The 13283-nt window shown below is 32.7% G+C and carries 7 protein-coding genes and 1 pseudogene; 5 read left to right on the top strand and 3 right to left on the bottom strand.

Annotated elements, in window-relative coordinates; all coding sequences use genetic code 11:
- Nucleotides 1–24: 24 nt before the first annotated feature.
- The 3 genes and pseudogenes from ONG75_RS03195 to ONG75_RS03185 form a co-directional block, all read right to left on the bottom strand.
- Nucleotides 25–492, bottom strand: a complete 468-nt coding sequence (locus tag ONG75_RS03195) for a hypothetical protein (protein WP_264375767.1) — start codon at nt 490–492, stop codon at nt 25–27.
- A 28-nt stretch (nt 493–520) separates the two neighbouring features.
- Nucleotides 521–1741, bottom strand: coding sequence for a DNA modification methylase (locus tag ONG75_RS03190; RefSeq protein ID WP_264375766.1), 1221 nt, complete (start codon nt 1739–1741; stop codon nt 521–523).
- Nucleotides 1742–1844: 103 nt separating this feature from the next.
- A pseudogene (locus ONG75_RS03185) lies at nt 1845–2301 on the bottom strand (crossover junction endodeoxyribonuclease RuvC).
- Between the two features lie 2545 nt (nt 2302–4846).
- On the opposite strand from ONG75_RS03185, the gene ONG75_RS03180 reads away from it, so the two are divergent.
- From ONG75_RS03180 to ONG75_RS03160, 5 genes are all read left to right on the top strand, one after another.
- On the top strand, nt 4847–6961 hold the full coding sequence (locus tag ONG75_RS03180) for an AAA family ATPase (RefSeq protein WP_264375765.1): 2115 nt from the start codon (nt 4847–4849) through the stop codon (nt 6959–6961).
- A 570-nt stretch (nt 6962–7531) separates the two neighbouring features.
- Nucleotides 7532–8281 (top strand): NTP transferase domain-containing protein, encoded by a 750-nt coding sequence (locus tag ONG75_RS03175; protein WP_264375764.1) that lies wholly within the window; start codon nt 7532–7534, stop codon nt 8279–8281.
- A 125-nt stretch (nt 8282–8406) separates the two neighbouring features.
- The gene (locus tag ONG75_RS03170) at nt 8407–9360 is read left to right on the top strand and encodes an NAD-dependent epimerase/dehydratase family protein (RefSeq protein WP_264375763.1); all 954 of its coding nucleotides are present in this window, start codon (nt 8407–8409) and stop codon (nt 9358–9360) included.
- Nucleotides 9317–11644 (top strand): glycosyltransferase, encoded by a 2328-nt coding sequence (locus tag ONG75_RS03165; protein ID WP_264375762.1) that lies wholly within the window; start codon nt 9317–9319, stop codon nt 11642–11644. The genes ONG75_RS03170 and ONG75_RS03165 overlap by 44 nt, the downstream gene beginning before the upstream one ends.
- Entirely contained in the window at nt 11605–13281 is a 1677-nt protein-coding gene (locus ONG75_RS03160; protein WP_264375761.1) for a WG repeat-containing protein, read from the top strand. Before ONG75_RS03165 ends, ONG75_RS03160 begins: the two co-directional genes overlap by 40 nt.
- The last annotated feature ends 2 nt before the right edge of the window (nt 13282–13283 follow it).

Genomic DNA, 13283 nt, shown 5'->3' with positions numbered 1-13283 from the left:
TTTGTATTCAAAATCTTTTTATATTTAAAATTTAGCGTTAGATAATTCTTCAAGTGAGCTTGTAATCTCTTCAGTTAGCGCCATATGAATCTTTTCAGTGTCGCTCAGTGATGCAAGCAGTGCTGAAACTCTATTTGGAATATTAAGCAAATTATTACGAACAACTCTTGCTACGTTAAATGCTTCAGTTTTTACCTCTTCAATTGACACAAATTTGCCTATTTCAGCTTTCACTTTAGCTTCCAAAAGTTTACCACGTTCGGTTTCATTTTTTATTCGCGTTTTTAGCAATATCGTTGAAAGTGTTTCTCCGCGCTCTTTTCTCCTCAGTGGTTGACTTGGATCTCTGATTGTTTCTATAGCCCTGTTTGCTTGTTCTCGGTCAATGAGTCCATCCTCCAACTCAACTATTCCTTTTTTTACTAAATAACAGACATATTGCTTTGATACTCCTATCTCTCTTGCCCATTCTGTTTGTGTGATTTTTTCCACTCTTTTCCTCCTCTCTTTTCGCTCCTTTTTACGAATTTTCTTCTTGAATTTCCGCAAAAGTTTTACCAGTACTGGCTAAAATTGCCTCCCTACCTGTGTATACTTGCCAACGTTTTATCGTTACATCTACAAATTTTGAATCTAGCTCTATTGTCCTACAAATTCTTCCTGTTCTCTCACATGCAATCAGTGTACTTCCAGAACCGCTAAATGGATCAAGTACTATGTCTCCTGATCTGCTGCTGTTTACTATTGCTCTCTCCATTAGCTCTACTGGCTTCATTGTTGGGTGCAGTGAGTTATGTATTGGCTTATCATAAAACCACAGATCACTTTGATTTCTACCGCCATGCCACTCACGTTTATTGCCGCTTTTCCATCCATAAAGCATTGCTTCGTATTGTCTTTGATAATCTGATCTTCCTAGCGTAAAGTGATTCTTCGCCCAAATGATAAAAGTTGACCATTTTCCTCCCGCTTCCTCAAATGCTTTTTGCAACGTTGAAAACTCTGATGATGATGCACAGATGTAAATTGCACCTTTAGTATATGCTAAAATATGAGTACAAATATCATAGAGAAAAAGCTCATACTTTTCACCTTGATTATCGTTTAGTATCTTTTTATCCTCTCTTTCTTGACTGCTACCATAATCAACGTTATATGGAGGATCACAAACAGTAATGTCTGCCATTTTATCATCTAACAGCGCTTTATATGATTCAACTACAGAGCTATCACCACAATAGATTCGATGATCACCTAAAATCCATAGATCACCTGGTTTTGTTATTTCTACCTTTTTGTCATCAACAACTAAGTCAGAAAGGTCTTCTTTTTCACCATCAAAATCATCGAGAAACCGTTGAACTTTTTCCAATTCAAATCCTGTCATTTTAAGGTCAAATTGCAAATCTTCTAGCTCTTGAATTTCTACCTTTAAAAGATCATCATCCCACTTTGCCCAATTAGCTGATTGATTGGCAAGTAACCGAAAAGCTTTAGTTTGTGGTTCATTTAAATTATCACTTAAAACCACAGGAATACTTTCCATACCAAGTTTTCTTGCTGCTTTAAGTCTTAAATGACCATCAACCACAGTGCCATCGCTTTTTGCAACTATTGGTATACGAAAGCCAAATTCCCGAATAGAAGCACACATTCTGTTGACTACATCGTCATTTTTACGTGGATTACGCTCATATTCGACCAGATTTCGAGTAGGATAGTAGTGGATTGCTAAATTCATATCTTAATAATTAAAAAGTTAATATTCAAAATATCTCTGACGCTAAAGAAGGCCTGAGGTCAGCACCACCAAACCCTCCAATATGGCTGAAAGGACCCACTTTTTATGGATTTTTCATCTTATTAATATCTTTACTAAAATCCATAACATAGCACATCAAAGCTAAAGCATCTGCCTCATTATCATCTTTGGGTAAAAAACCTTTTTCCTTTACAGCTTCAATAACTTCACTCTTACTTGCATTGCCTTTACCTGCTATGAAGCGTTTTATAGTTTTAACATTAACACCTTGGTAGGGAATATTGTTCTCCTCACACCAAGCAGACAGAACTGCGAGAAACCCACCGTAGCAATGCGCTGCATCAGTTCCTAAATGTCTTCTTACTTCCTCAAAATACACTGCAGAAATGTCCTTCAAAGAATTAAGCCAATTACGAAAGTTTAAGAACACCTCCACTGAAACGGCTACCATGAAAACTTTTGCTTCCACTTTCAATTACTCCGTTGTGAAGAATAGACCATCCTGTTTGTTTGCCGAGATCTAGTGTTAGGATTGACATTTGCTATTATTTAAAAAATTACAAGTAGCACTTACTCCAAAATATCGTCTGGTTTCTGCAAAATACACTAGAAATTCATAGGTTTTTGTAGGCCAACAACGAGAATTATGTGCTACTGCAGAAAGTTGTTTTCTTATTATATATATTCACCAAAATTACGAAAACTGTTCAATTTTTTTTTATTTGCAAAGTACAAAAATCGTATTAGACTTATATACAGGTTTGTTCTATAGTAGTAAGGTTATTGACAATGCCATTTAATTAAGTTTTAAAGGGTGTTATATGCGTTCTTTGGTGAAGTGCTGTGTATGTATACCCATAGAATCACATCTAGCTTTAAAACGAAGTTTTTATCTCATCTAAAAAAATATAAATTCTCAAGCTTACCAAATTTCCTTTCTACTAAATGTTTGTTAGTGGTAGGATTGACATTTTCTTTGTACTTAAAGCGCATCTACCTCGTTCAAACAATGCCCTTCTATTATATATATACCGGATTTCTTACTACTTTTTCCGGAAATTTTTCAAAAAAGTTTAAATAAATTTCAAAATTGTCAAAATTAGCTAATTAAATTCATTAAAATAGTTGTTATAATAATAAGAGTTCTTTATATTTTAACTTTAAATAGAGATAAGCAAAAGAATTGAGAAAGGAAGGAGAAGAAACCTGCTAGAATATCTTTACAAGGACAGGTAGCTTCCTATTGCTTTAACTACAAACAACTCTATAAATAGCATTTAAACTCATTTAAAGGGTAGTGCTTTTTTGTCCCCTCCCTTTTTTTCTATCTTTTTAAGTAGCTCTTAATTTCTATGAACACCAACAGCACTCCTACCACGTGAAAAAAATCTTTGCAATAAATAAAAGATATGATAGAATTAAACGTGTATTTTTGCTAAGAAGAGATTTATTGTGGTAGGAGATACTTAGTAATACCATTTATTTCAATTCTAAGCTATGTTACAAGCGTTCTTTGACTAAAGGGTAATATTCTCCTTCATCTAAGTCATGAGTAGCTTTAAAAACGCGGTTAAAACGACTTTTATATTTCGGTTAAAAATTAAAATGGACGGTATATTAGCCTTTTTGAAAACCATTTCAGTTGAGCAACAGGTTAAAACTTATTACAGTTCATGTTTTTTTGCTTAACTTGTTATTTGAAAGTTAAAAAAGTAAACATTTAAGCACGTTAATAATATTTAGGTAGGTATTATGAAAGGTACATATCCTATATGTTCTATTATTATATATTATATATATAATATATATAATATATAAGGTTTTACCTGAAACTGTGATACACTCAAAAATCCGCTATAATCCTAGCTTTTAAAGCAATTAAGAAGTTTTTTTGAATTTCAAACTTAAATTACTCTTAATCCTTTAATATAGCCGGGTTTTTTCCTTTTAGGAGATTTCATTTCCCAATCTAAAATGGCTAAAACTGCCAAAAATCTATGTAATCTCGAATCTAAAGCGCTTAATTCACAAATAATTATTATGAATAACTTTACTAATACAGCGTTTTTGTGGCTACTTCTTATAGACGGAAAGTCTCTCCCCTGAGTATATTGTAAACACGTTAAGCTCTATTAAAGTTTAATAGAAAAATCGTAATGAAAAAAATTTTAGAGCAATTCATATTTCGGACTGCATTTCTAGTATATATCGTTTAGAAAAGAAGTCATTTAGTGGAGTATGAAAGCGGAGTTGTGCAAAATTTTTTTAAAAAGTGAACAGTTTTTGTAATTTTAGTGAACATATATAGTAAGGAAATAGTGTAAGTTTAAAGTTAGATATTTTTATAATAAGGAGTAACCGTGTTTTGGAAAAGTTTTCCTCACTTACGGAAAGATCGATAAGAGATCCGGTATACTATAGTAAATGGTACAGAAATATAAGCATCTATTGGGTTATACTAATAAGTAAACTTAGTTTATGCAGTAAGCAACTGTTATCAAATTTCTACCATATAGGTATATTTACTTAAGCTTCAAAATGCAAATCATTTGGCAAATCTACCAAATAACCAAATGAACCTACAAAGAGAAATGCACGAAAATCAATACTTTAAAAGAATTTCAAATGGCAAATAAGATTTCATTTGGCAAAATTACCAATTGGCTCAAAGCTGCGTATATGGGGAGGTTTAGCCAAAATGTTAAATGGTAAATTTCCTTATATATAATATATATTACATATTAGTAGTATGTAATATATCAATGTGACAAAATAGAAGCATTATGACTTTATGATTATTTTATAAGAAGTTGACATAGTAAGAAGAATGCTGTAGAATAGGCGTAGAGGTTTATCTCTTAATTAAAAAGAGCTTCAATACCCTCACATTTCATAAACCTATTGAATAGTTTTATTAGCCAATTAATGAAAAACTTTCTTAATACGCTTTTCACTTAGGCGTAAAACATATGCTAAGAGAACCCCCACCATAGCTTTTCCTCAACAACAACGAGTAAGACCCCCATCAAAACAGCCTTACTCAAAAACCTTTCAAACACTTAACTTTAAAAGGAGATTTAACTTATGATACAAGATTTTTTAACTGACGTCAAAGAAAAAAATACTTTAAATTATGATTTTAACAATACTGTCTCACATTTAGAACCATTAGAGCAATTTGATGTAGAAGAAATAAAAAGACAACTATTATTAAACATAAGATCATGCCTTTCTTATTTATTTCCAAGAGGAACTTTTCATGGTGACAAATTTCAGATAGGTGATGTACAAGGTAATAAAGGCAAAAGCCTCAAAGTTGAATTAGCGTATGGAAAGGTCGGATTATGGATTGATTTTGCAACTGGGGACGGTGGTGACATTATTGATCTTTGGGCAGCTGCACATGGGAAAAACGCTAAAATAGAATTTGTTGAAGTAATTTCTTCGATAAGTGAATGGATAGGATGTAACAAGCGACCTACTAAAGAGCAAAAGAGAATAACTCAATGGGACTATCTCGATCAGGATAATCAGTTGATTGCCAGCAAATATCGTTATGATACTGCTTCAGGAAAAAGTTATCAACCATTTGATGCTAAAAAATCTACCTTTACTGCACCTGAGATCAGGCCTCTGTATAACATTCCAGGCATCACTAAATCTGATAGAGTGATATTGGTAGAAGGGGAAAAATGTGCTGAGCTACTCATAGAACAAGGGATCACTGCAACAACAGCAATGTTTGGAGCAAAAGCACCTATTGAGAAAACTGATTGGACTCCACTTAAAGGTAAACACATTATTATATGGCCAGATAACGATGATCCTGGAAAAGATTATGCTCAAGAAGCCGCAAAAAAGCTTTCTGGTTTTGGAGTTGCATCACTTTCTATTCTCAAGATTCCTCAAGATAAGCCAAAATCTTGGGATGCTGCAGATAGTGTGCTAGAAGGAATGAACGTTGAAGAATTTATCCTTAACAACAAAAGCCCTTATTCTTCAAGAAAGTCAAAAAGAATTGATACTACAGTTTGGACCAATATCCCTCCAGAAAGAAAGTGGGTTATTAAGGATTGGCTCCCTTTAGGAAGTGTTACAGCTCTTTATGGTGATGGTGGTGTTGGAAAATCTCTCCTTGCTCAACAATTAATGACAGCCGCTGCTTTTGGTAAACCTTGGCTTGGAATAGATCTGGAAAAAATAAAGACATACGGTGTGTTCTGTGAAGATGATGAAGAAGAACTTTGGCGTCGGCAATGCGCAATAAATGAATTTTATCAATCAGGTATGGAATCTTCTGATTTTCAGGATAATGTTGGCTTATGGTCACGAGCAGGGCACAATAATCAACTTATGGTTTTTAATAACAAAGATACTGGTCAATTAACTACTTACTTTCAAGAGTTACTTGAGGATATTAAATCGTTTCAGCCGAAGCTTGTGGTATTAGATACAGCAGCAGACCTATTTGGAGGAAATGAAAACGACCGTTCTCATGTGAGACAATTTATTCAAGGTTGTTGTGGTCGAATAGCTCAAGAAATAAAAGGAGCTGTTTTATTACTTGCCCATCCTTCTGATGCGGGAATAATACGTAAAACTGGTACAGGTGGTTCAACAGCATGGAATAATACAGTAAGGTCTCGTTGGTATTTGACTAGACCAGATAAAGCCAATGCTTCTCCTGATGAGAGAATTTTATCGCGCAAAAAATCTAACTATTCGCAGTGCAATAACGGGCAAATGACACTTTACTGGAAAAATGGGGCATTTGTACATGACAATTCAGTTTTAAATTCAGAACCAATAATCAGAGATCAATATAGCAAAAAGTTGGATTTAGAACGGATGAGAAAACATGAGGTTATCTTGAGTTTAATTCGCAGTAGCGCATATCAAGGTAATATTTATACTGCTGGACAATTTGCAAAGCGTTTTGAAGGAGAAGAAGGGCTTGGCAGTGAGCGTAATATTAGAGAAAGAATAAATAATCTTGCAACTCTTGGACAGATTAAATTCTTTCGTAATGCTGCAGGATATGGAACCAATTCTAAATATGGATTTCTTTGTGTGCAGGATATGGAATTTAAAGTTTCAGTAGGAGATAAAGTAGAGCACAAGTTAATAAAGCCAACACATTACTATCTACAAGCAAATGGTGCGGTCTTGCCTATTAAAGATTTAGATGTTTTGTGGTAATTTTTCAAAAAGTTTCTGAAAATAGCAATTACTTTTTTGTTTACAAACAGCCTATGTTTTCACTTATTCAAATTTTCAGAATGTTCAGAACATTTAAGAGGGGTAAGTGAGTTTTCTAAAAAACTTTCATACAAAATTTTCTTTACAATGAATAAAAATGACGATAAAATCATGCACAGGTTTATTTTATACTAATAGAATTAACAAAAGTACCTTTTATTCAAATTTTAAAGGGCATTACAGACGCTAAAGAGGTACAATCGTGTGTGTTTTGGGCAAACTAGCTTTAAAACTTAATTACAGGCTTTTTGGTGAATTAAGCAGTAGTTACCTTATTTCAAACAGAGTGGTCTAAGAGGTTTCATCAATAAAAACCATACTTGAAAGTAGCACACACTCAATTATAACTATGGGGCGTCTCTTTCTAAAATTTTACTTAAGAATTACTACAGATGCTAATTTAACGAGTTTTGTCTGTTCGATGGTAGTTATCTTCTAGAAAATTACAGTGGACTTTACATCTTACTAATTATAAATTAACTTACTACCTAATCAATTCCTGGGTCATGTATGAGTAACATTTTGATAATATTAGCAGCAGGAAAGAGCAGTAGAATGAATTCTGAATATTCAAAAGCATTGCACCAAGTGGGAAATCTTACTCTTTTAGAACATATAATTTCTAATGCAAAATCGCTGAGTCTAAAAAGCTTATCAATTGTTGTTAACAACTCCCTTCTAAAAGATTTAGAAAACTTTGATACCCTAAAAAGTATAATCGATCAATACAATATAAAACTAATACTTCAAGAAGATATTACAGGTACTGGCACTGCAGTTAAAATTGCTCTAGAAAATCTGGAGGAGTTATCTGATCAAGACATAGTTTTAATACAGTATGGAGACACTCCCTTTATATCTAGTGATACAGTTATGAAAATGACTGATTGTTTAAAGTATAATAATTTAGTTCTTCTTGGATTCAATAGTCAAGATGAACAATATGGAAGATTAGTAATTGATAATTACGGAAATGTTCAAAAAATCCTAAAAAATGGAGATAAAATGCTTCTTGCAAACTCTGGAATAATAGTTTCATATGCTAAAGATCTTTTTACCTTAGTAAAAGAAATAAAATTTAATAATTCGACCAATGAATATTGTCTTAATGATATAGTACCCATTGCAGCAAACAATAACTTGAGTGTAGGTTATGTAGTTTCTGATGAAAGAGAAGCAATGGGAGTAAATAATAAAGAGGATTTGATTAAAGCCGAACACTATTTTCAAAAAAAAAGGCAGCCAACTTTTCTTTCATAACTACATTTTTTTATTCATTAATTTAAGTTGACATTTATTTTATACTTGTTTTATAATACCTTTTAATTCTTACTTGTAAGATAATTGGTACGACAAATTTTCCTAGTTGTAGTGAGAGGGTATACATGGGGATATTAATAACAGGTGCTGCAGGTTTGATAGGGTCAACCTTGGTGAAAAAGTTAGAAAACCAAGGCCATGAAGTAATAAGCTGCGATATTAGGTTTCGCGATAATCGACTCAGTTTTTTTTCAGAAGATATAGTACCACTACTTGCTCAGTGTACAGGAATCATTCATCTGGCTGCAATTTCTAGAGTTATACATGGTGAACTTTATCCTACACTGTGTCAAAAAATTAATGTTGATGGTACAATGCGGTTTTTAGGGTTATGTAAGTCACTTCCAAATAAACCGTGGTTTATATATGCAAGTAGTAGGGAAGTTTATGGAGAGCAGAAGGAACTGCCAGTTACAGAATCTGCTAGTATCGATCCAATAAATAATTATGCCAAAGGTAAAGCATTTATTGAGGAACAAATAACAAGTTCAAAAGATTTTAATGTAGCAATATTACGCTTTTCAAATGTATACGGTGGTTTACTAGATCATAACAGTAGAGTAATTCCTGCACTCTGTATTAATGCATTAAGAGGTGATCCAATTAAAATAGAAGGTAAAGAATGTGTTTTTGATTTTACCTACTTAGATGATGTTATAGAGGGTATATGCTTAACTGTTAAATATTTACAAAGTGAAAAATCTTCTCTTCCTGCTATTCATCTTACTACTAATAGCCCATGTACTTTAGAAAACTTAGCAAAAACAATATTAAAAGTCACGAAAAGTGATTCTAGAATTGATTTTTATCCTCCAAGAAATTTTGACGTAACTAAGTTCCATGGTGATTTTACTAGAGCTAAAGAGCTACTTGGTTGGTCTCCAAAGTATTCATTAGAAATAGGATTAAGTAAATTTATAAAAAGTCTGCAAAACAATACAAAAGAATATCCTAACAATATAGATATGGTAATATATGAAAATATTAAAAGTTATTCATGGTTACCCTCCTTATTATAGTGCTGGTTCAGAGGTTTATAGCCAAACTCTTGCTCATGAACTAGCAAATAACAATGAGGTACAAGTATTTACCAGGTATGAAAATAGCTTTTTACCTGATTTTTATTACACTACAGTCCTAGATCGTAGTGATTCCCGGATTTTACTGCATTTAATTAATATACCTACAGCTAAATATCGTTATAAATTTATCAATGAAGAAGTAAATATAAAATTTAAAAGAATAATAGATAACTTTCAGCCAGATCTTATACATTTTGGTCATCTTAATCATCTATCAATTACTTTACCAGAAATTGCTTTTAAAGAAAATATACCTACAATTTTTACGCTACATGACTTTTGGTTAATGTGTCCAAGAGGAAGGTTTATTCAACGTAATTCTGAAGATTTATTACAGCTTTGTGATGGACAAAAGGATCAAAAATGTGCAACCCAATGTTACAAGGGATATTTTACAGGAGATGAAGAATTCCTGAATTCAGACATAAATTATTGGGAACAATGGGTTGCAACTAGAATGAAGCACACAAGGAAAATAATAGACTATATAGATTACTTTATTTCCCCATCGAAATTCTTGATGGATAAATTTACTCAGGATTTTAATGTTCCGATAAACAAAATTTCTTATCTTGATTATGGTTTTGATCTCAATCGTCTTAAGAATAGAAATAGAGCACAAGAAAAAGAGTTTATTTTCGGTTATATTGGTACTCATACTTCCGAGAAAGGTGTTGATCTATTATTGAAAGCTTTTTCTCACTTATCATCTAAAGCAAAACTTAGAATTTGGGGAGCAGAAAGAGAAGAAACTAACGCTTTAAAAGCGATTACCGATCAATTTTTACCTATTGTTAAAGAAAGAATAGAATGGATGGGAAGTTATGATAACAAGAATATAGTTACTGACGTATTTAATAAAGTTGATGCAATAGTCGTTCCTTCAATTTGGGGTGAAAATTCACCGTTAGTAATACATGAAGCACAGCAACTTAGAATACCAGTTATAACAGCCGATTATGGTGGCATGGCAGAATATGTAAGAGATGGACTGTTGTTTAAGCACAGAGATGCAAGTAGTTTATCAGAAAAAATGCAAATCCTATCTACAGATCAGGAGTTATATAGTAAACTTACCCAAAAAGGCTATCCTTACACTAAAAATGGAAATATACCTTCTATAAGTGAGCATACTGAGAAACTTAACAAGGTTTACCGTAATGCTATTGAAAAGAAAGGCAAATCAGTAGCTATGAAACCCGGTCCTTGGAGAATTACTTTTGATACTAATCCAGATTACTGTAATTTTGCTTGTATAATGTGCGAATGTTTTTCACCATACAGCAAAGTTAAAGAAGAAAAGAAAGCTAAAGGAATAAAACCTAAGATACTGTCGATAGAAACTATCAGAAAAGTAATTAAGGAAGCAGCTGGCACACCTTTAAGGGAAATCATTCCTTCTACTATGGGTGAGCCTTTAATGTATAAAAGCTTTGATGAAATAATCAATTTGTGCCATGAGTTCGACCTGAAGCTTAACCTCACGACCAATGGTTCTTTTCCTATTAAAGGAGCTAGAAAATGGGCTGAACTACTGGTACCAATTTTATCTGATGTTAAGATTTCCTGGAATGGGGCAACTAAAGAAACTCATGAAAGAATCATGAAAGGTTCAAAATGGGAAGTAGTGACAGAAAATTTAAAAACTTTCCTTGAAGTTAGAGATAAATACTTTAGCGATACAGGTGAAAGGTGTACCGTTACTTTACAATTAACATTTTTGGAAAGTAATTTACATGAACTCTATGACATAGTTAAGATGGCCATAAAAAATGGCATAGATAGAGTTAAAGGACATCATCTTTGGGCACATTTTGAGGAAATTAAGGATCTATCTATGAGAAGAGATGAGTTAGCAATTAGTAGATGGAATACAGAGGTGAGAAGGTTATATGAGCTTAGAGATAATATGCTATTACCAAATGGTAAAAAGATAAAATTAGAAAATTTTACAATTCTTTCTCAAGAAGGTATTAAGGATTTGGCTCCAGGTGGTCAATGCCCATTTTTAGGTAAAGAAGCATGGATAAACAATGAAGGAAAGTTTAGTCCTTGCTGTGCTCCAGATGAACTCCGTAAGACATTAGGAAATTTTGGTAATGTTAATGAGGTTAAACTCGAGGAAATATGGCAGAGTAGTGAGTACCTAAGCTTACAAAAGAATTATTTAAATTACAAATTATGCAAAACATGCAACATGAGAAAACCTTTGATCAATTAATCAAAGATAATCTTAGATCTATTAAAATTTCACCGTGTGAGAGCTTTCACGAATTACTAGGAAATCCTTTGTATGAAAATAGGTTTATAAAGGTTGGTAAATTTCATGAGCCCGGTCTTGCACCGGTTTATGATCAGACAGGTGCTTATCATATCAATGTAAGAGGAGAAGCAGTTTATCATAATAGATTTCTAAAAACTTTTGGATTCTACTTTAATAGAGCAGCTGTAGAGGATGATACAGGGTGTTACCATATTGATTCATCTGGATGTAGAGTATACAAACAGTCTTATCAATGGATTGGAAATTATCAGGAAGATGCTTGTGTAGTTAGAAGACATGATAAATGTTTTCATATTAATTTAAATGGCAACAGGATTTATCAGGAGGAATATGATTATGTTGGAGATTTTAAGGATGGTATCGCTGTAGTCTATAAGGATGGTAAAGCTACACATATTAATCATCATGGAAAGTTAGTACATAATAAATGGTATAAAAAACTTAATGTTTTTCATAAAGGGTATTCTATTGCAGAAGATCAACATGGTTGGTTTCATATAGATATTAATGGTGATCCTGTTTACCAGCAGAGATTTAAAATGGTAGAAGCATTCTATAATGGGATGGCAAAAGTTGAAACTTTTGAAGGTGTGTTAGGACAAATCGATATTACCGGAAATGTAAAGTTTAGTATTTTTGATTTAGGTAAAGAATCTCAAGTGCATAGGATTTCTGCAGAACTTTCAGCCTTTTGGAAAACTTACCTAACAAGCGTTGCTATTGAACTTGATTTGTTAAATATTTTACCTGCAACTGTGCCGTTTTTATCTAAAAAGTTAAACATTATCGTACCAAATCTAGAAAGGCTGTTAAGGGCGTTGTGGGAAATAGGGTTTATTGATTATGATAAGGACGAGGACTTATGGAAACTATCATCAAAAGGTAAGTGTTTTAAGGAAATACCATTTTTGCCAAAAGCAGCAACAATGTGGGCAAGAGTTGCCGCTGAAAAGAATTGGTTAAATATTGCCGATATACTAAAACAGAAGTCAATCTCTTCATTTGAATCTTTTAAGGAAAGAGAATCATCAGAAGATAAGAAAATAGCGTTTTACCAAGCATTGCTAGGATATTCTAGGTTTGATACTAAAGAGTTTAATTCTAGGATCAATATAGATGGTGCTAAGAATATATTGCTATTTGGTGTACACTCCTTATTTCTTGCTTATTCTGATATACACAATAAAGGTTCTATAGGCCTATATAACGAACATAAAGTACCAAGACAGTTAGTAGAAAATTTAAAAGTCAAACTTATAACTCAGGAAGAACTATCAGCTACAAATTATGAATTAGGTGTCTTTTGCCGCTTTCTACAGCATTATGATGATGATAAAGTATTATCTTATTTAAAATTGGTCAAAGGAATATCTCGTATTTTATTGATAGAAACTATTTTAGATTACCGCTCTCCAGCTGGAGGCTCTGTAGATATTAATGTAATGGTTGAAACAGGAGGTAAACTAAGAACATTAAGCGATTGGGACAAAATATTAAAACAAGTAAAAGGATTCAAAATTTTTGCTGTTGTGCCTTTAACAGATTACTTATCAGTCATTGATGTCAGGTGTTAATC

This window comes from Wolbachia endosymbiont (group B) of Sphaerophoria taeniata, assembly GCF_947179355.1.
Classification (GTDB): domain Bacteria; phylum Pseudomonadota; class Alphaproteobacteria; order Rickettsiales; family Anaplasmataceae; genus Wolbachia.
Note: the sequence above shows the minus strand (reverse complement) of the source record. Positions and strands in the feature narration are given on the sequence as shown.

What these genes read in the sequence shown, in the direction of transcription:
- ONG75_RS03165 (WP_264375762.1), top strand. Translation starts at nt 9,317, where the DNA reads ATGAAAATATTAAAAGTTATTCATGGTTACCCTCCTTATTATAGTGCT.
- ONG75_RS03170 (WP_264375763.1), top strand. Translation starts at nt 8,407, where the DNA reads ATGGGGATATTAATAACAGGTGCTGCAGGTTTGATAGGGTCAACCTTG.
- ONG75_RS03190 (WP_264375766.1), bottom strand. Translation starts at nt 1,741, where the DNA reads ATGAATTTAGCAATCCACTACTATCCTACTCGAAATCTGGTCGAATAT.
- ONG75_RS03180 (WP_264375765.1), top strand. Translation starts at nt 4,847, where the DNA reads ATGATACAAGATTTTTTAACTGACGTCAAAGAAAAAAATACTTTAAAT.
- ONG75_RS03160 (WP_264375761.1), top strand. Translation starts at nt 11,605, where the DNA reads ATGCAAAACATGCAACATGAGAAAACCTTTGATCAATTAATCAAAGAT.
- ONG75_RS03175 (WP_264375764.1), top strand. Translation starts at nt 7,532, where the DNA reads ATGAGTAACATTTTGATAATATTAGCAGCAGGAAAGAGCAGTAGAATG.